20 protein-coding genes and 1 riboswitch are annotated in these 17371 nt (G+C 52.6%); of the genes, 13 read left to right on the top strand and 7 right to left on the bottom strand.

The features are described from left to right. Positions 1-9: 9 nt before the first annotated feature. From DQM29_RS10515 to modE, 4 genes are all read right to left on the bottom strand, one after another. Positions 10-492, bottom strand: a complete 483-nt coding sequence (locus DQM29_RS10515; RefSeq protein WP_111740653.1) for a hypothetical protein — start codon at positions 490-492, stop codon at positions 10-12. 196 nt (positions 493-688) lie between these two features. Continuing rightward, positions 689-1261, bottom strand: coding sequence for a cysteine hydrolase family protein (locus tag DQM29_RS10510; RefSeq protein ID WP_111740652.1), 573 nt, complete (start codon positions 1259-1261; stop codon positions 689-691). A 44-nt stretch (positions 1262-1305) separates the two neighbouring features. Further along, positions 1306-2784: a molybdate ABC transporter ATP-binding protein ModF gene (gene modF, locus DQM29_RS10505; protein ID WP_111740651.1), complete on the bottom strand. Its 1479-nt coding sequence runs from the start codon at positions 2782-2784 to the stop codon at positions 1306-1308. 172 nt (positions 2785-2956) lie between these two features. Continuing rightward, complete coding sequence (modE, locus tag DQM29_RS10500; protein WP_111740650.1) at positions 2957-3742, bottom strand: molybdenum-dependent transcriptional regulator; 786 nt, start codon at positions 3740-3742, stop codon at positions 2957-2959. Positions 3743-4006: 264 nt separating this feature from the next. On the opposite strand from modE, the gene DQM29_RS10495 reads away from it, so the two are divergent. The 4 genes from DQM29_RS10495 (at position 4007) to modC (ending at position 6870) form a co-directional block, all read left to right on the top strand. Continuing rightward, positions 4007-4138, top strand: coding sequence for an AcrZ family multidrug efflux pump-associated protein (locus DQM29_RS10495; protein ID WP_111740649.1), 132 nt, complete (start codon positions 4007-4009; stop codon positions 4136-4138). A gap of 202 nt (positions 4139-4340) precedes the next feature. Beyond that, a complete protein-coding gene (gene modA, locus DQM29_RS10490; RefSeq protein WP_111740648.1) occupies positions 4341-5117 on the top strand; it encodes a molybdate ABC transporter substrate-binding protein in 777 nt (258 codons plus the stop codon). Next, a complete protein-coding gene (gene modB, locus DQM29_RS10485) occupies positions 5117-5803 on the top strand; it encodes a molybdate ABC transporter permease subunit (RefSeq protein ID WP_111740647.1) in 687 nt (228 codons plus the stop codon). The genes modA and modB overlap by 1 nt, the downstream gene beginning before the upstream one ends. Continuing rightward, entirely contained in the window at positions 5803-6870 is a 1068-nt protein-coding gene (modC, locus tag DQM29_RS10480; protein WP_111740646.1) for a molybdenum ABC transporter ATP-binding protein ModC, read from the top strand. The genes modB and modC overlap by 1 nt, the downstream gene beginning before the upstream one ends. Positions 6871-6908: 38 nt before the next feature. On the opposite strand, the gene DQM29_RS10475 is transcribed toward modC, so the two are convergent. After that, positions 6909-7733, bottom strand: coding sequence for a pyridoxal phosphatase (locus DQM29_RS10475; protein WP_111740645.1), 825 nt, complete (start codon positions 7731-7733; stop codon positions 6909-6911). A 731-nt stretch (positions 7734-8464) separates the two neighbouring features. Between DQM29_RS10475 and uvrB the strand changes: the two genes are divergently transcribed. The 3 genes from uvrB (at position 8465) to DQM29_RS10460 (ending at position 11710) form a co-directional block, all read left to right on the top strand. After that, a complete protein-coding gene (gene uvrB / locus DQM29_RS10470; protein ID WP_111740644.1) occupies positions 8465-10486 on the top strand; it encodes an excinuclease ABC subunit UvrB in 2022 nt (673 codons plus the stop codon). A 166-nt stretch (positions 10487-10652) separates the two neighbouring features. Next, positions 10653-10904 (top strand): VF530 family protein, encoded by a 252-nt coding sequence (locus DQM29_RS10465; protein ID WP_111740643.1) that lies wholly within the window; start codon positions 10653-10655, stop codon positions 10902-10904. Between the two features lie 326 nt (positions 10905-11230). Continuing rightward, the gene (locus tag DQM29_RS10460) at positions 11231-11710 is read left to right on the top strand and encodes an outer membrane lipoprotein (protein ID WP_111740642.1); all 480 of its coding nucleotides are present in this window, start codon (positions 11231-11233) and stop codon (positions 11708-11710) included. A 39-nt stretch (positions 11711-11749) separates the two neighbouring features. On the opposite strand, the gene yvcK is transcribed toward DQM29_RS10460, so the two are convergent. Beyond that, positions 11750-12673: a uridine diphosphate-N-acetylglucosamine-binding protein YvcK gene (gene yvcK / locus DQM29_RS10455; RefSeq protein ID WP_111740641.1), complete on the bottom strand. Its 924-nt coding sequence runs from the start codon at positions 12671-12673 to the stop codon at positions 11750-11752. A 259-nt stretch (positions 12674-12932) separates the two neighbouring features. Continuing rightward, a riboswitch (molybdenum cofactor riboswitch) is annotated at positions 12933-13067 on the top strand. Here yvcK and moaA point away from each other — a divergent pair. From moaA to moaE, 5 genes are all read left to right on the top strand, one after another. Continuing rightward, positions 13056-14039, top strand: coding sequence for a GTP 3',8-cyclase MoaA (gene moaA / locus DQM29_RS10450; protein ID WP_111740640.1), 984 nt, complete (start codon positions 13056-13058; stop codon positions 14037-14039). It overlaps the preceding riboswitch by 12 nt. A 61-nt stretch (positions 14040-14100) precedes the next feature. Next, complete coding sequence (moaB, locus tag DQM29_RS10445; RefSeq protein WP_111740639.1) at positions 14101-14616, top strand: molybdenum cofactor biosynthesis protein B; 516 nt, start codon at positions 14101-14103, stop codon at positions 14614-14616. A gap of 14 nt (positions 14617-14630) precedes the next feature. Next, positions 14631-15113, top strand: coding sequence for a cyclic pyranopterin monophosphate synthase MoaC (moaC, locus tag DQM29_RS10440; RefSeq protein ID WP_111740638.1), 483 nt, complete (start codon positions 14631-14633; stop codon positions 15111-15113). 14 nt (positions 15114-15127) lie between these two features. Next, positions 15128-15373, top strand: a complete 246-nt coding sequence (gene moaD / locus DQM29_RS10435) for a molybdopterin synthase sulfur carrier subunit (protein ID WP_111740637.1) — start codon at positions 15128-15130, stop codon at positions 15371-15373. Between the two features lies 1 nt (position 15374). Continuing rightward, entirely contained in the window at positions 15375-15833 is a 459-nt protein-coding gene (moaE, locus tag DQM29_RS10430; protein WP_111740636.1) for a molybdopterin synthase catalytic subunit MoaE, read from the top strand. Positions 15834-15874: 41 nt separating this feature from the next. Here moaE and DQM29_RS10425 read toward each other — a convergent pair whose 3' ends face one another. Next, positions 15875-16438, bottom strand: coding sequence for a hypothetical protein (locus tag DQM29_RS10425; RefSeq protein WP_111740635.1), 564 nt, complete (start codon positions 16436-16438; stop codon positions 15875-15877). A gap of 250 nt (positions 16439-16688) precedes the next feature. Here DQM29_RS10425 and DQM29_RS10420 point away from each other — a divergent pair, with 250 nt between their 5' ends. Beyond that, positions 16689-17273 carry a flavodoxin family protein gene (locus DQM29_RS10420; RefSeq protein WP_111740634.1) on the top strand — a complete coding sequence of 195 codons (585 nt, stop codon included), beginning with the start codon at positions 16689-16691 and terminating at the stop codon, positions 17271-17273. Positions 17274-17371: the final 98 nt, after the last annotated feature.

The raw sequence follows: 17371 nt of genomic DNA, 5'->3' as shown, positions 1-17371 counted from the left end.
TGAGGGCGGTTAGCGGTGCAGCCAGCCCTTGGTAGCCGATTTGCTTTTGGTCTTGATACTGTTGGGCGGGGTCACGAACAGATAGTCGATCGCATTATCAAGGCCAATTGCCTTGTAGCCATCCAGCTCAAAGTCGTATGGGTTTTTGCTGGTATTGCCGTAAATAACCGTTTCAAAAACCAGACGGCGGCTGCCGTTGTTTACAAGCCATGACTTATCGATTTTCTTTTCCGGTACCAGTCGAATGCTAGAGCCGTTTACCAGGGTAAAGTCGCTGGACATAATCAGGCCGTATTCGTCAACGCTGTTATCGTCAGTCACGATATAAACGTGATTGACGCAGAACATGTAAACGCCCGCCAGAGCAGCCAGCGCCAGTGCGGGTGCGCCTTTTTTCAGCATATTGCTTTTGCGGAAAACGATAAACAGGGCAATAGCGACAACGGCGGCAACAGAACCGAAGATGATATAGATGGTATTAATAGGAAACATAGAAAACGTTTAATCCCTTAAAGTAGCCAATGACAAAGTCTTAATCATGCAGTGAACCGTCAGTAGTCACCTTGACTGACTAAGAGGCTTGGTTTTCCTTAACGCGTTCGGCAACAATTGTAGCAGCTTGATGGAAAGCGCCAAAATACACATGGAAAAAACGCATCTAATCCCACGGGCTTTCTTAATTGCAAAGCTATTGGCTAAACCATGCATCACTGGTAGTGATTTCTGCCATAGGTTTTAACATATCCATACTCTGCTGGTGAAGTGTGAGAGTCGCCGCAGCGCAGAGATCTTCTAATACTGTGACGCGAAAACCCAGATCGTGCGCCTGACGGGCAGTGCTCTGAATCGCCATCACTGAGCTAACGCCGGCTAGCAGAATATGGTCGTAGCCTCTGTCCTGTAACCACTGATTAAGCGTGTTACCGGCAAAGGCCGATACGGCCTTTTTCACCACCACTTCATCCTGCGGTAGAACCTCAAGTTCAGCGACCCAGTTGCAGCCCGCTTCGCTTAGGCGCAGAGCGCCGTTTTGTTTAGCGGCGTTGAACATTGGAGAAAAGGGCGGAATATCGCTGTAGTCGTCGGCAAAGCCGACTTTCACCCAAACCACCGGAATACCCTTGGCTCGCGCACAGGCGGCAGCAAGGTTGGCTTTTGCGACAACGTCACGCTGGCGGGTTTGTTCGGCGCTGGCGTTTGAGTGACCGTTTTCACCGATAATTTCATTAATCAGGTCAATCACAATCAGTGCACTGTTCATTATCTTATCCTCTGCCAGTTAAGGGGAACGTCGTTGAGTATAGGTTAACGTTCACCGCTCTGCCGTTGCTCAATGCCGTAAGCATAGCTATTGCCCGTTGGAATAAAACTCAAACGATGAGTAATGCATGCGGGCGCGTCTTCAGCATGGTGAGAGACAAACAGCAGCTGGCTTTTTCCACCCTGCATCAGCACGTCGATCCAGCGGCGCACCAGCTGGCGGTTAAGAGGGTCGAGCCCTTGCAGAGGTTCATCTAGAATCAGCAGATGAGGGTGTTTGACCAGCGCCCGAGCGATCAGCGCTAGCCGCTGCTGCCCCCAAGAGAGGGCGTGAAACGGCCCGTCGGCAATGGCGTCAAACCCCAGTAGGGTGAGCCACTGCTGCGTCAGCTTTTGCTGTGCGTCTGACGTGGCCTGATAGATGCCTATGGAGTCAAGATAGCCAGATAGGATCACATTACGAACGCTGGTGCTGACGCGATAGTCCTGATGCAGACTGCTGCTGACATAGCCGATGTGTTTTTTAATATCCCAAACGGTTTCTCCGCTGCCGCGGCGGCGACCAAACAGCGTCAAATCGTTACTGTACCCCTGCGGATGATCCCCTGTGATCAGGCTAAGCAGCGTTGACTTGCCCGCGCCGTTAGGGCCGACAATCTGCCAGTGCTCCCCTTGGTGTACTCGCCAGTTAAGTCCGTTAATAATCGGCCGATCGCTGTAGGTAACAACGCCGTTATTAAGCACAATCAGCGGCGTGTCGGCCATCAGCGGAGATGTCTCTTTACTCTCGGGAGGAGGAATCGAAACGCCGGAAAGGCGTTCGGTTTGCGCCAGCTGTTCAACCAGCGCTTCGGCAAGAATTTCATCTCGGGAACCGGTACGTACCAGATGACAGTCCGCCAGAATGCCGACGTGGCTGACAAAGTCAGGAATTTCATCAAAGCGGTTAAGCACCAGAATCAGAGTAATTCCTTCACCAGACAGGGACGCCAGAAGTTCTGCCAGCTGATGGCGAGAGGCGACGTCCAGTCCGTCAAAAGGCTCATCCAGAATCAGGAGGTCTGGCGAGGAGATCAGCGCCTGACACAGCAGCGTTTTGCGCGTTTCCCCAGTGGAAAGGTATTTAAAACGTCGACTGAGCAGGTGGGCAATGCCGAACGTTTCAGCAAGTCTCTGGCATTCGGCGTCATCACGATGGTGCATCTGAATGATGTCAGCGGTTGTTCGACCGGTGTCGTCTTCACCCTCGCTCAACAGGTCGGTATTGTTGCGCTGCCACTCTTCGTTGAGCAGCTTTTGCAGCTGTTCAAACGAAAGGCGAACGATGCGGCTAAAGTCAGTTTCTCTAGAGCCGTTGAGCTGAATAAGTTCGTCAGAAAGCGCGCGAGCCAGAGCCGATTTACCGCTGCCGTTACTGCCGACAAACGCCCAGCTTTCCCCTTCGTTAATTGCGAGTGCCGGTAAGGACAGAGTTTTGGTGTCGCTTAGCCGAAAGTTCCCCTCTGAGACAGTGAGCTGCTTCATGATATGACCTTTCCTGATGATGCCGCCGTGCGGTGATGACTGTAAGTGTAATTTTTAGAAAGAGAGATCTTTCATCATGTCAAACCCATTGTGAAAACGCAGCAACATAACGTGCTGCGCTCAGGGAGTGATTGAATGAGAACAATGAAAGGGCGCTTTACTGAGCGCCCGTTTAACAGAGCGTGGCGATAATCACGCTTTCTGCATGGAACGTGGCCCAGAGTGTTTGGCCTTCTGTGAGCTCCAGCGCTTTTGCCTGTGAAGGAGTAACGGTAGAGCACAGCGTTTCACCGCCTTCAAGGGTGAGCAGCACTTCCACGCGCTGCTCGCTTGGCGTAATTGACGCAACTCGCCCAGATAAACAGTTATCTTCGCCTTTGACTTCAGCGTTGTGGAGTTCAATCAGTGGGGCTTTTATCAGCGCTAGCACCTCTTTCCCCTGTACTAGACCCAGTCTTTTAATGCTCTGGTTTGTCAGGGAGGCATACAGGCGCGTTTTCCCATCGGCTAACAGCACCTGAATGTACCCCGGCGGTACGGTAGATTCGGCCGGTAGCACAGTGCTGAAGAACTGGTTGCGGGCGCTAGTTTGCAGCGAGAAGCGAGCAATGGCGCCCAGCAGGCTATCTAGAGGAATATCGTCATCGTGCAGCGCATCAAACGCCTTTTGCTGAATTTTCTCCAGCAGGCCATAAAGCTGAAGCAGGCGCTTGCCGTAGGCGGTTAAATGTGCGCCGCCGCCGCCTTTTCCGCCGGTAGCGCGTTCCACCAACAGGCGATCGGTCAACTGATTCATTTCGTTCACCGCATCCCAGGCGCTCTTATAGCTAATGCCTGCCTGCTTGGCGCCTTGGCTTATTGACCCTGTGATATCGATTTGTTTGAGAAGAGCAATGCGTTTAGGGTCGGCGAACAGCTGTCCCTGCAGCTTAAAGGTCAATAATAATTCAGCATTCATGAGGCGAAGACCGTATAGATTTAAGGGGATAATTGACTACCTTGCCATAGGCGAGAGGCGCAAACAAGTGAACCGACGCCAAGGAAAGCTGATGAAGAAAATGGAGGATTGTATCCAGATGGTGGTGAAGAGTGCGCGGACTGCGCTGATTCGCCGCACGGATAGCTGAAACTTCTCGGCGAAAAGGCAATAAACTGTGCTACTATTCGGTGAGTATAAGTGCGGAATGCAAAAAGCATTTCCCTGGATTCTGGTGGAAGAACGATGTTTGAATTATTGAAAAGCCTAGTGTTTGCAGCCTGCATGGTTCCCGTCGTGATGGCGATTATTTTGGGGCTGATTTACGCATTCGGTGAGCTGTGTAACTTTATTTCCAGCTTCGGCCACAGCGACTAGCGACACTTTTGCTTCAGCTCCCCGATGGGCGCTGTTTAAAAAGCCGGTACAGATTAAAACGTCTGCACCGGCTTTTTATTGCCAAATATTTATCGCCTATAACCTGTTGGAGGCAATGACAAAGAGAACGGAACTCGTTATATTATGTTTTACATATCGAGAGGGTCCTGTCTGAGCGTTCTATCATCACAACGAGGCAATAATGAAAAAGACATTTAAAATGACGGCGCTGATCGCCTTACTGGCCGCTGGCGCACTGAATACAGCCATTGCGGCAGAGAAAATCACCGTATTTGCGGCTGCGTCGTTAACCAACGCGCTGGATGAAATTGCGGCTAAATACCAGAAAGAATCTGGCGTAGAAATTAAAGCGTCCTATGCGTCATCGTCAACGCTGGCTCGCCAAATTGAGCAGGGCGCTCCGGCAGATATGTTTATTTCCGCCGATCAGCAGTGGATGGACTATGTTGCAGACAAGAAGCTGATTGAAGAGAAAAGTCGTGTCACGCTGCTGGGCAACGATTTGGTGCTGGTAGCGCCAATGGAGAGTGAGCTTAAGCACGTTAACGTTAATAAAGTCACTGACTGGTCAGTGCTGCTGAAAGACAGCAAGCTGGCAGTGGGCGATCCGGATCACGTGCCAGCCGGTATATATACTAAGCAGGCGTTAACCTATCTGGGCTCTTGGGATCAGCTTTCTCCCAAAATGGCTCGTGCTAACAACGTCCGCGCTGCACTGGCTCTGGTTGAACGTGCAGAAGCGCCTTTAGGCATCGTATACGGCTCTGACGCGGTAGCCAGCAAGAAGGTCAAAGTGGTCGGTATCTTCCCTGAAGAAAGCCACCTGCCGGTAGAGTACCCGATGGCCACTGTTAAGGGGCATTCCACCGCAGTTGTGGAGGCATTCTCCAAGTATCTGGCTACGCCTGAGGCTTCAGAAGTCTTTACCCGTTACGGCTTTAGCCCGCGCGTGAAGTAATGCTTTCTGCCTATGAGTATGAAGCCCTGCTGCTGAGCCTGAAAGTGGCTGCAGTGGCAGTGGCTTTTAGCCTTCCGATCGGCATCATGGTCGCCTGGGTGCTGGCTCGCTGTAATTTTCCCGGTAAAGCCCTGATTGACAGCGTTATTCACCTTCCTCTTGTGCTCCCTCCCGTTGTTATTGGCTATCTGCTGCTGATAGGCATGGGGAAAAGGGGCATTATCGGCCAGTGGCTGTATGAGTGGTTCGGCTTCAGCTTCACGTTTAGCTGGCGAGGCGCTGTGTTGGCGTCAGCGGTGATTGCTTTTCCTCTAATGGTTAGGGCGATTCGGCTGGCTCTGGAAGCAGTTGATACTCGACTGGAACAGGCGGCAAGAACGCTGGGTGCGGGCTTTTGGCGTGTGTTCTTTACCGTTACGCTGCCGCTGGCGTTTCCCGGCCTTTTGGCGGGTGTTGTATTAGCCTTCGCCCGTTCGCTGGGAGAGTTCGGCGCAACGATAACCTTTGTTTCAAACATTCCCGGTGAAACGCGAACTATCCCGCTGGCAATGTATACGCTGATTGAAACGCCTGGGGCTGAAGGCGATGCGGCACGTCTGTGCATTATCGCTATTTTGCTCTCTTTACTGTCGCTGCTGATGTCAGAGTGGCTGGCGCGCTGGAGCCAGAAGAGGCTGAGAGGCTAATGCTTAAACTTGATTTTAAACAGCAGCTGGGTGCGCTGGGGCTAGCGGTTTCCGTTGAGGTTCCTGCCAACGGCATCACCGCCGTATTTGGCCTGTCAGGCGCAGGGAAAACCTCCCTCATCAACGCAGTAAGCGGCCTGACAAAGCCGGACAGCGGCGTGATTACGCTTAACGACCGCCCGCTGGTGGACTGTAGCAAAGGCCTTTATTTACCCCCTGAAAAGCGCCGTATCGGCTACGTTTTTCAGGAAGCACGGCTGTTTCCTCACTACAGCATTCGGGGCAATCTTCAGTACGGCATGAAGGCAAAGATGCGCACTCAGTTTGACGACATTGTTGAACTGCTGGGCATTGGCCATTTACTAAAGCGCTTTCCGATGACCCTTTCAGGTGGGGAAAAACAGCGCGTGGCTATTGGTCGTGCACTGCTAACGTCGCCAGAGCTGCTGTTAATGGATGAGCCTTTGGCGTCTTTAGACGTGCCGCGTAAGCGAGAGCTAATCCCCTATTTGGAAAGGCTGGCGAAAGACGTCAATATTCCCATTCTCTACGTCACCCACAGCATGGAAGAGATTCTACGGCTGGCGGAGCAGGTCATCGTACTGGATGCCGGAAAGGTTCGGGCTTCAGGCGAGCTTGAAGCCGTCTGGGCGAGCGATGCCATGATTCCTTGGCTCCAGCAGGAAGAGCAGAGCAGCGTATGGAACGTCACACTGTCACATCAGCACGACGTTTATCCCATGAGCGCGCTGGCGCTGGGTGAAAGCCGCCTGTGGGTCAACCGCTTGGAGACGCCGATAGGCCATCGAGTGAGAGTGCGCATCAGCGCTGCCGATGTGTCTTTGGCGCTGAGCCTGCCGGAGCAGAGCAGTATCCGCAATATTTTGCCTGCTGAAGTCATTGAAGTTCGAGATTATGACGATCGCGTCGAAGTTAAGCTCAACGTTGAACAGCACACGCTATGGGCGAGGATCTCACCATGGGCGCGAGACGAGCTGGATATTGCCGTTGGCCAACGGCTGTTTGCGCAGATAAAGAGTGTTTCCATCAGCCGGGAAGTTGGCTAACTCGCCGCCTCCCAAGCTGTAAGAGAGAAAATAGGCAGTTAGCCCATCAGCACGTGCTGTTTAATCACCTCAGCAATACCAGGATGCTCGTTTTCTGTTGTCACCATGTCAGCAGCGGCTTTTACTTCATCACTACTGTTCCCCATCGCGACGCCAAGCCCAGCCTGAGACAGCATGCTAATGTCGTTGAGGTTGTCACCAAAGGCAATGACGTTATCCATTGATAGCCCTAGCGACATTACCCATTCTTGCAATCGACTTCCCTTACTGTTACCCCTTTGCGCCATATCGATCTGGTTGTGCCATGAGCGTTCGCAGGTTAATCCCAACTCCTGTTCTATCTGGTCGCTAAAGCGAGACAGAAGCTCAGCGTCATCACAAACGGTAGCGAACTTCCAGACGTTATCCGCTCGTTCAATCGCGGCCTCATAGCTTTCGACCTGCTCAATGACCGGACGCTGATGTTCAGGGAGGCGCGAGGCCCATGCTTGCCAGCGCCCAATGGCCTCATCGTGGCGTTCATACTGCATGGCACCGTCAACATACAGCAGGCTGCGAATAGGATGCTCTCGCAGCCTCTTGGCGAGATGAAGCGCCTGCTCTTTGCTCAACGGCGATCCGGAAAGTACGCGCTGATTTTGATAGTGGTAGGCATAGGTGCCGTTACAGCAAATGGCGGGCGTATCCAAATCAAGCGCCTGATAGAAAGGATGAATAGCCACGTGGTGACGTCCGGTAGCGATAACAACTTTCACGCCTTGACGGCGTGCCTGTGCTAAGGCGTTGAGGGACTCGGGTAAGATTTGTTTTTGAGACGTCAGCAGCGTGCCGTCTAAATCAAGGGCAATAATCTGGTATTTCATCGTATATCGCGAGGCGCCGGGTTAAGTGTTGGGAGAGAGCCTCCATTCGACCATAAAATGATAGAGCGATCAAAAGATCTGCGGCATAAATCGCCAATCTGTTACTGTGCTTGCGGCGCGTTGGTTTTTCTTTCGATATATGTCACGAATTTCACCCATTTTTTTATGCATTCTTTTCTGTGAAAACAGCACAAAAATTTTTTTATTAGCGACGTTTTTCCGGCTTGAGCGAGCCGCCGGTCATTCGCAATGTAGCAGTATTAGTAGGAAAATTTTACTTATCCACCATTCCTGTGGATAACCTTGTGTATTAACGTTAGAAAAATGACGTCAGCCTAGTGGGAGTGCGGTTCTTTCTGTTTTTGTCTGGATTCTCGTCATTAATTTAAAACTATTTAATATCAATAAATTAAACAAAATCAAGGGGCCGAATTCGTCGACGTTTTACAACGACTCTGCCATGGCGAGAGAATTGCCTGAAATATAAAATGTCAATCAGTTTCTGGGGATAAAACCGATTTTTGTTACTTGACGAATGCTGTTCTGCGTGACCCTATTTGTCGGCTTCAATTTACGCTGAACAATGAGTCGCTTATCAGACAAAGGTTCTATACTGGCTTAATATACAGTATAATGTGTGTGGTAAAAAAGCCCTCGTTTTACATACTAAAGAGATCGCGTTCTCACGGCGTCATGTCGGCCATTAACGATGAGTGCAGGTAGTCTTAATCATGAGCAAAACATTTAAGCTTCATTCAGCCTTTCAGCCCGCAGGCGATCAGCCTGAGGCCATTCGGCGACTATCCGAAGGGCTGGAGGACGGTCTGGCGCATCAGACGCTGCTGGGAGTGACCGGCTCCGGTAAAACGTTCACCATTGCTAATGTGATTGCTCAGCTGGAGCGCCCGACCATGATTCTGGCGCCCAACAAAACGCTGGCGGCTCAGCTTTACGGCGAAATGAAAGCCTTCTTTCCGGAAAACGCCGTTGAGTATTTTGTCTCTTACTACGACTACTACCAGCCAGAAGCCTATGTGCCGAGTTCCGACACTTTTATCGAGAAAGACGCCTCCATTAACGAACACATCGAACAGATGCGGCTATCGGCGACCAAAGCCCTGCTGGAGCGCCGTGATGTGGTGCTGGTTGCGTCCGTTTCGGCGATATATGGTCTGGGGGATCCCGACGCCTATTTAAAGATGATGCTGCACTTAACGCGCGGCATGATTATCGATCAGCGCGCTATCCTACAGCGGCTGTCTGAACTTCAGTACACGCGCAACGATCAGGCCTTCCAGCGCAGTACTTTCCGCGTGCGCGGTGAGGTGATTGACGTGTTCCCGGCAGAATCGGACGAATACGCGCTGCGCATTGAGCTGTTTGATGAAGAGGTTGAGCGTCTGTCGCTGTTTGACCCGCTAACAGGTCAGGTTCAACAGGTAGTGCCGCGCTTTACCGTTTACCCAAAAAGCCACTACGTAACGCCGCGTGAGCGTATTCTTGAGGCTATTGAAGGCATTAAAGAGGAGCTGGTGGATCGCCGCAAAGTGCTGCTGGCGAACGACAAGCTGGTGGAAGAGCAGCGCCTGACGCAGCGCACTCAGTTCGACATTGAGATGATGAACGAGCTGGGCTACTGCTCGGGGATTGAAAACTACTCTCGCTACCTCTCCGGGCGTAAAGAAGGGGAACCGCCCCCGACGCTGTTTGACTACTTGCCCGCAGACGGCTTGCTGGTGATTGACGAATCCCACGTTACCGTGCCGCAGATCGGCGGCATGTACCGAGGCGACCGAGCGCGCAAAGAAACGCTGGTTGAATACGGCTTCCGCCTACCGTCAGCGCTGGATAACCGCCCCATGCGCTTTGAAGAGTTTGAACAGCTGGCTCCGCAAACGATTTACGTATCGGCCACGCCGGGTAACTATGAGCTGGAGAAGTCCTGCGGCGAAGTGATTGATCAGGTCGTCAGGCCGACTGGCCTGCTGGATCCTGAAATTGAGGTGCGTCCGGTGGCGACGCAGGTAGACGACCTGCTGTCGGAGATCCGTATACGCGCCGAGAAGAACGAGCGGGTACTGGTGACGACGCTGACCAAGCGAATGGCGGAAGACCTGACCGAATATCTGGAAGAACACGGCGAGCGGGTGCGCTACCTGCACTCGGATATTGATACCGTCGAGCGGGTCGAAATCATTCGCGATTTGCGCCTAGGCGAGTTCGACGTGCTGGTGGGGATAAACCTGCTGCGAGAGGGGCTAGACATGCCGGAAGTCTCGCTGGTAGCCATATTGGATGCCGACAAAGAAGGCTTCCTGCGCTCCGAGCGCTCCCTAATCCAGACAATCGGCCGCGCTGCCCGTAACCTGCACGGCAAGGCGATTTTGTACGGCGACAGGATAACCAACTCCATGGCGAAGGCCATTGAAGAGACAGAGCGTCGCCGCGCGAAGCAAATGGCCTATAACGAGGCCAATGGCATCACGCCGCAGGGGCTGAACAAGTCAGTTGAGGACATTCTTGAACTGGGTCAGGGTTTGGGTACTCTGAAACACAGCAAGGGTCGCGGCAAAAAGCGGGCAGCGGAGCCGACGGTGGACTATCAGGCACTTTCCCCACAGGCGCTGGACAAAAAAATCCACGAACTGGAAGGCAAGATGTACCAGCACGCTCAGAATTTGGAGTTCGAAGAGGCCGCACAGCTTCGAGACGAGCTTCAGCGTCTGCGCGAGCGGTTTATTGCGCTGTCTTAGCGTGTACTCAGGCAATAAAATACGAAACAGGGCGACCAGCGGCCGCCCTTGATTTTTCTCTACAGCCAGAGATGCAAGTCAGGCAGTCAGTGACCCAGAGACGCAATTTTGCTACTCTTGCCTTACTGGACTTTTCAACATCATCAATATTCGCGGTTAATCACTCATGCATGCTAACGATCCCCTACACGGCGTAACGCTCGAACGCCTGTTGACCGACATGGTTGAACAGCACGGTTGGGCATTTTTGGCTCAGAGAGTGAATATCAACTGCTTTAAAAGTGACCCCAGCATAAAGTCCAGCCTGAAGTTCCTGCGCCGAACCCCGTGGGCGCGCCAGCAGGTTGAAGATCTCTATCTATCGCTGATGGAAGAGGGAAAAAACGAAGCCAACCCGTGGGGGAAGTGGGGGGAGTAAGCTGTTGATGGGGGAGTAAAATACCATCTTGTTTACAGACTATGATTATCTTACTCAGTATGACATTACCCAAAAAACACCTCTTCAAACACAACTCCGCTTATTCCCACAAGAAACCAATCAAAGTCGAAACCCATCGTCGGAGTCGGTTGACCGTTGTATCAATGACCTAACCCGCTATCTGCCTTATCCTTCTAAAATCAAAACCGCAAGGTGCGGCTTTGTTAAGCTCATCTTTCCTCTCTAACCTTGCGCCCGGCGCTATACTTATTTTCATTCAGACTATTGTTATCGGCATGCGCTCGTGCGCTAGAAGGAGAAAGAACATGAAATCGTACGGTTTACGCGTCGCACTAGCCGGGGGGCTGGCGCTGTCGCTTGTGGGATGTTCATCCGATCTCTCGTCAGATGCTTATAAAGAAGGGCAGGTTGGGCAGGCGAGCAGAACGCTGGCGGGGGTTATCGTTAGCTCTCGGGTGGTTGAGGTTGAGGGCAACAGCAGCATCGGTGGGCTGGTGGGGTCGGCAGCGGGAGGTGTGGCGGGTTCGGCTATTGGCGGCGGCTTCAGGGCTAACGCTCTGGGAGCCATTGGCGGTGCGCTGCTGGGCGGCCTTGCCGGATCGTCTATAGAAAAGAGCGCCTCTAAACAGCAGGCAATAGAGTACGTGATTCAGACTGACAACAGCGGCCTGATTACCGTTGCGCAGGGCATTGAGCAGCCTCTGGCGATCGGCCAGCGGGTGCTGGTGATTGAGGGAAAACCGGCGCGGGTGATTGTTGATTCACGGCCCGATGCGCAAAAGTAGCCACTAAAACGGCGTGGTTCGACACGAACAGTGATTCTCTTAAGGCTTCGCCGCGGCACTGAATCTGCGCAGCATACATTCTAGCGCGTTGCGCAGCATGTCGCGGTCGTGGCGATAGGGAATATCGTCTGCTTCTAACGCCTGTTGCACGATGGCCTTATCGGCAATGCCTTCAACGGGCGTATGCGGCCCGACAATAATGCCGTCTATTTTCCTGCCGCCTAGCGTTTGCTCAATGACGTGCATCTTTTGCTTTAAGCTCAAAGAGGCGGCTGCTGGGCTAAGCTCTTTAGCCAAATTGCCGATATAGACGATTTTTGCCTTGCTGTGGAGCAGGGCATCGGCAAGATCGGCCATCAGCAGAGGGGGCAGCAGGCTGGTCATAAAGCTGCCCGGGCCGACAAGGATTAACTCTGCTTCGATAATCGCATCAATGGCTTCGCGGGTGGCGCTTACCTGCGGCTCTAGCCAGAGCTTCTCCGGCATCTGGTGTAGGCCGTCAACGCTGACCTCACCGTATACGACATTGCCTTCAACATCTCGAGCGGCAAGGTCAACGGGGTGCTCAGACATTGGAATAATGTAGGCGTCTACTTTGAGCAAATTGCGGATAAGATTAATGGCTTCCAGCGGCCTGACGCTCAGGTTGTCTAGCGCTTTAAGCATCAGGTTTCCCAGATTGTGCCCCGCCAGTTCTCCGTTGCCTGAAAAACGATATTCAAACATGGTAGAGGCGATGCTGGGTTCGGTAATCAGCTGATTCAGACAGTTGCGGGTATCGCCCCAGGCGATGCCGCCTTCAGCCTGGCGGATCCTTCCCGTAGAGCCGCCGTTGTCGGTCGTGGTGACGATGCCGGTAAGCCGAGAGCCGAGCGAAGAGAGCGCTGACATAACGCGGCCAAGGCCGTGTCCTCCGCCCAGGGCGACAACGTGTTCCAGATCGTTTAACGTGCGGTTACGCATGGGATTCCTTTTCATAGCCGGATTTCGCGGCATAAGTTACCCGATTTTTTATCAAAAGGCGAAGTCTCCGTTGGGTTGCGTGATGTTTATCAAGATTGACCTGTATCAAGCTTGAAGAGGAGAATTTTCAGTATGGTGCATACGGTATAGTAAAGAATAAACGCTATATAAATAAATGCATAACGATAATATATTCTGGCAATAGGCTATTTTAGCCGTTAGTATTAGTGAAATAGGCGGGCTTATGCCCTCTATTAAATGAAAAATGAAACTCTGAGCTGCTCCGACCTAAGTCGACCCGATATGGTGCTGCAGCCGTGGCTTTAAGTCACCAGGGTGTAAGGTAGAAATGCCTGCGCCTCCCGAATTGGAAAGGTGTTTTATGCTATCTCAGCTGACCGACGCGTTCGATCGCAAGTTCTACTATCTGCGTCTATCGATTACCGACGTCTGCAACTTCCGTTGCACTTACTGCTTGCCCGATGGCTATAAGCCGCACGACAACACACGCTTTTTGTCTCTGGATGAAATCCGCCGCGTGGGGCGCGCTTTTGCTGAGCTTGGGACGGAGAAAATCCGGCTAACAGGCGGTGAGCCAACTCTTCGTCGCGACTTTGTAGACGTGATTGCAGCCCTGCGTGAAAATCCCGCAATCCGCACTCTGGCGGTGACAACCAACGGCTACCGCATGGCTAGAGACGTTGAGAGCTGGAAAGCGGCGGGGCTGACGTCGATTAACGTCAGCGTCGACAGTCTGGACGCCCGTCAATTTCACTCCATTACCGGTCAGGACAAGTTCCGCCAGGTCATGGACGGCATTGACGCCGGTTTTGCCGCCGGCTTCAAAAAAATCAAAGTGAACACCGTGCTGATGCGCAACGTCAACGATATTGCGCTATCGAGCTTCCTTGAATGGATCCGCGTTCGTCCCATCCAACTGCGCTTTATCGAACTGATGGAAACAGGAGAGGGCACATCGCTGTTTCGTCAACATCACGTTTCTGGGGAAGTCATTCGCCGTCAGCTGCTCGCTAGCGGCTGGCAGCAGGCTGAGCGTAGCCGCAGCGACGGCCCGGCTCAGGTGTTTACCCACCCCGACTATCTGGGCGAAATCGGCCTCATCATGCCGTATGAGCAGGATTTCTGCCTGAGCTGTAACCGCCTTCGCGTTTCTGCCGTCGGCAACCTTCATCTTTGCCTGTTCGGTGAGCAGGGCATTACGCTGCGCGACCTGCTGGCTGACGATGCTCAGCTAGGCGATTTAAAAGATCGCATACAGGAAAAGCTGCTGATGAAAAAGCAGACGCACTTCCTGCACCAGGGCAACAGCGGCATCACGCAAAACCTGTCATTTATCGGCGGCTAAACGCCAGTATTCGGGCTCTGTTTGAGCCTGAGTAAAGCACTCATAACGATAAGGAGCCTCCATGGGACACGCAGCCAGTGAATTTATTCCGGTTTCTCTTGCGGTACTGACCGTTTCCGATTCTCGCGGAGAAGCGGAAGACACCTCCGGGCACTATTTGGTGGACGCGGCGCAGGCCGCAGGGCATAAGGTTGTCGATAAGAAAATTATTAAAGACGATATCTATCAGATCCGCGCTGTGGTTTCAGACTGGATTGCCGACGAGAACGTACAGGCCGTCGTCATTACCGGCGGCACCGGATTTACCGCACGTGACAACACGCCGGAGGCGCTGTTGCCGCTGTTCGACCGCGAAGTGGAAGGCTTCGGCGAGCTGTTTCGCATGCTCTCCTATGAAGACATCGGTACGTCGACGATTCAGTCCCGCGCAGTAGCCGGGATTGCCAACCAGACAATCGTCTTCGCAGTACCCGGCTCGACCAATGCCTGCCGTATGGCGTGGGAGCGCATCATTGTCGAACAGTTGGATGCTCGCCATCGCCCGTGTAACTTTCTTCCCCATTTGCGTAAAAAATAGAGATTCGCTTATCCATGTCACAGTTAACCCACATCAACGCTGCCGGTGAAGCCCATATGGTCGACGTGTCTGCTAAGACGGAGACCGTCAGAGAAGCCCGCGCCGAGGCTTTTGTTACCATGCTCCCGCAGACGCTGGCCATGATAGTTGAAGGTAGCCACCACAAAGGGGACGTGTTTGCCACGGCGCGTATTGCCGGCATTCAGGCCGCCAAGCGTACATGGGAGCTGATCCCGCTGTGTCACCCTCTGCTGCTGAGCAAAGTTGAGGTTCAGCTGGAAGCGCAGCCGGAACATAACCGGGTTCGCATTGAGTCCTGCTGCCGTTTGACTGGGAAAACCGGTGTAGAAATGGAAGCGTTGACTGCTGCGTCCGTGGCGGCACTGACCATTTACGATATGTGCAAAGCAGTACAAAAAGACATGGTGATTGGCCCTGTCAGGCTGTTGGCGAAAAGCGGCGGGAAGTCTGGCAACTTTCACGCTAGCGACATTTAAGGAACGAAGACGTCATGATTAACGTGGTTTTTTTTGCACAGGTCAGAGAGCTAGTGGGTACCGATACGCTGTCGCTGCCTGCGGAGTACGCAACGGTTGAAGCGCTGCGTCAGGCACTCTGCCAGCGCGGTAACAAGTGGCCGCTGGCGCTGGATCCAGAAAAGCTGCTGATGGCGGTTAACCAGACGCTGGTCACTGCGGATCATCCGCTAACAGACGGTGATGAAGTGGCGTTTTTCCCGCCGGTAACAGGGGGCTAAGATGTCAGATCAGAACACCCGTATTACCGTTGGTACTGCGCAATTCTCTGTCGGTGACGAATATCAGTGGTTGTCGCAGTGCGATGACGACGGTGCGGTAGTGACCTTTACCGGCAAAGTGCGCAACCATAATCTGGGGGACAGCGTTAGCGCTCTTACGCTGGAACACTATCCCGGCATGACAGAAAAGTCGCTGGCGGAGATCGTCGTCGCTGCCCGCGAACGCTGGCCTTTGCAGAGAGTCAGCGTAATTCACCGGGTTGGAGAGCTGTTTCCCGGCGAAGAGATTGTCTTTGTCGGCGTAACCAGCGCCCACCGAGGTTCGGCTTTTGACGCCGCCGAGTTCATCATGGACTACCTGAAGACCAAAGCGCCGTTTTGGAAGCGCGAAGCCACACAGGAAGGCGACCGTTGGGTTGAGTCCCGCGACAGCGACCACCAGGCGGCGAAGCGCTGGTAGTTCGCTCTACGAGGTTCTGTGAAATAGGCCGCAGGAGGTTCTTATTCTGCTGCGGCTTGCTCGGCGGCTATTTCCTGAAGCATCTTCTCTGTTTCCCTTTGCCGTTCGATTTCGCACTCCCGGTCGCGGATAATTTTATATTCGCTGGCGATAAAGTGGTCAGTAATTGAGTCTTCCATATCGGGAATATAGTTGGTTTTAGGGTAGCCTTTAAACCAGTACAGCTGGCAGGTTGGCCACTCGCTGTCCTGCTCAAAAAGGGCTCTTACTACGGGGTCTTCAAACTTGATGTAAAACTCTCTGCCCGGCAGCGTACCCTCCTTGACAACAAAGTCTTGTTCCATAATTCGGTCATCTATTTCACGATCCCACTTTTTGCGCGATAGCGTGTTCTGGTCTTTGAGCTTTTTACCGGAGCCTTTATTATCCTCTACTCTGAAAACTCGGTAAGTGTAGTCCTCTCCGCAGGCGTACTGCATATTTTTGGCATAGATTTCTACCAATTCCCTATTACTAGTAATGTCGCTGACGACTTGGATCGCTTCACGCCAGAACAGGCCAACGGCCATAAGAATAAGCAAGAACGAACCGATTTTTTTCTTCATAACGTTCCCTGCAATGTATTTACGCGTCGATATCTCTGTATCGCAGTAGAATATTCAAAGATATATTCGATTTTAATAGTTTCATCTGTAATTTTCTTCGCTTTATCTTTTATCATTAAAGGACCATCAGGATTACTTATCTTTACGCGCGTTGGCAACCGTGTCAGCAGCAAAAATGGTACTATTGTTCTTCTAGTGCATTTATTTCATTTCTAAATAGATTTTTGTTTTTCAAGGGGTTCTAATAGTAATGACGCACGTTGTCATGGTTTTTCATAGTGGATATGGACATACGGCAAAGGCGGCAGATGCCGTTGCCAGAGGAATAGAGGAAACGGGCAGAGTAAGGTTTGAAAAGTTCGCCATTGACGCAGACGGCAACCTTTCCGAGCAGGGATGGAGCGCGTTGGCAGCCGCGGACGCTATCGTTTTCGGCACCCCTACCTATATGAGTGGGCCGTCGTGGCAGTTTAAAAAGTTTGCCGATGCGTCGTCCCGCCAGTGGGTGGCGCAGCAGTGGAAAGACAAGCTGTTTGCCGGTTTTACCAATTCGGCCAGCATGAACGGCGATAAGCTCAGCACCCTCGACTACCTGTTTCACCTTTCTCAGGAGCACGGCGGCGTCTGGGTGGGGATGGGAATGCTGCCGTCTAACACCAAGGCGGCGACCCGAAACGACGTGAACTATGTTGCGGGTTTCTCCGGCCTGATGACGGTTTCACCGGCGGATGCCTCGGTTGAAGAAGCGCCGCTGCCGGGAGATTTGGAAACTGCGCGCCTGTTCGGCCAGCGCGTAGCGCAAACGGCGCTGCGTTGGGCGGGGCAGAGGCAGTAGGGTGTGTGACTACCGGAGGGAAATTATTTCTTCTCTTCGCGGTCTTAAAATATGGTAATCTTAAATAAGACGGTGGTGGTTTTTACACCTTTTGTTTT

Origin of the sequence: Leminorella richardii (assembly GCF_900478135.1) — a bacterium.
Classification (GTDB): domain Bacteria; phylum Pseudomonadota; class Gammaproteobacteria; order Enterobacterales; family Enterobacteriaceae; genus Leminorella; species Leminorella richardii.
The sequence above is the reverse complement of the archived record's forward strand: the minus strand, read 5'-3'. Positions and strand labels throughout refer to the sequence as shown.

Bases quoted from the DNA above. Each gene is read 5' to 3' on its own strand.
- DQM29_RS10495 (WP_111740649.1), top strand. From the start codon at position 4,007: ATGTTTGAATTATTGAAAAGCCTAGTGTTTGCAGCCTGCATGGTTCCC.
- moaD (WP_111740637.1), top strand. From the start codon at position 15,128: ATGATTAACGTGGTTTTTTTTGCACAGGTCAGAGAGCTAGTGGGTACC.
- DQM29_RS10475 (WP_111740645.1), bottom strand. From the start codon at position 7,733: ATGAAATACCAGATTATTGCCCTTGATTTAGACGGCACGCTGCTGACG.
- DQM29_RS10465 (WP_111740643.1), top strand. From the start codon at position 10,653: ATGCATGCTAACGATCCCCTACACGGCGTAACGCTCGAACGCCTGTTG.
- DQM29_RS10510 (WP_111740652.1), bottom strand. From the start codon at position 1,261: ATGAACAGTGCACTGATTGTGATTGACCTGATTAATGAAATTATCGGT.
- moaB (WP_111740639.1), top strand. From the start codon at position 14,101: ATGGGACACGCAGCCAGTGAATTTATTCCGGTTTCTCTTGCGGTACTG.
- moaE (WP_111740636.1), top strand. From the start codon at position 15,375: ATGTCAGATCAGAACACCCGTATTACCGTTGGTACTGCGCAATTCTCT.
- DQM29_RS10460 (WP_111740642.1), top strand. From the start codon at position 11,231: ATGAAATCGTACGGTTTACGCGTCGCACTAGCCGGGGGGCTGGCGCTG.
- modA (WP_111740648.1), top strand. From the start codon at position 4,341: ATGAAAAAGACATTTAAAATGACGGCGCTGATCGCCTTACTGGCCGCT.
- moaC (WP_111740638.1), top strand. From the start codon at position 14,631: ATGTCACAGTTAACCCACATCAACGCTGCCGGTGAAGCCCATATGGTC.
- yvcK (WP_111740641.1), bottom strand. From the start codon at position 12,673: ATGCGTAACCGCACGTTAAACGATCTGGAACACGTTGTCGCCCTGGGC.
- modE (WP_111740650.1), bottom strand. From the start codon at position 3,742: ATGAATGCTGAATTATTATTGACCTTTAAGCTGCAGGGACAGCTGTTC.
- modF (WP_111740651.1), bottom strand. From the start codon at position 2,784: ATGAAGCAGCTCACTGTCTCAGAGGGGAACTTTCGGCTAAGCGACACC.
- DQM29_RS10425 (WP_111740635.1), bottom strand. From the start codon at position 16,438: ATGAAGAAAAAAATCGGTTCGTTCTTGCTTATTCTTATGGCCGTTGGC.
- uvrB (WP_111740644.1), top strand. From the start codon at position 8,465: ATGAGCAAAACATTTAAGCTTCATTCAGCCTTTCAGCCCGCAGGCGAT.
- modB (WP_111740647.1), top strand. From the start codon at position 5,117: ATGCTTTCTGCCTATGAGTATGAAGCCCTGCTGCTGAGCCTGAAAGTG.
- DQM29_RS10420 (WP_111740634.1), top strand. From the start codon at position 16,689: ATGACGCACGTTGTCATGGTTTTTCATAGTGGATATGGACATACGGCA.
- DQM29_RS10515 (WP_111740653.1), bottom strand. From the start codon at position 492: ATGTTTCCTATTAATACCATCTATATCATCTTCGGTTCTGTTGCCGCC.
- modC (WP_111740646.1), top strand. From the start codon at position 5,803: ATGCTTAAACTTGATTTTAAACAGCAGCTGGGTGCGCTGGGGCTAGCG.
- moaA (WP_111740640.1), top strand. From the start codon at position 13,056: ATGCTATCTCAGCTGACCGACGCGTTCGATCGCAAGTTCTACTATCTG.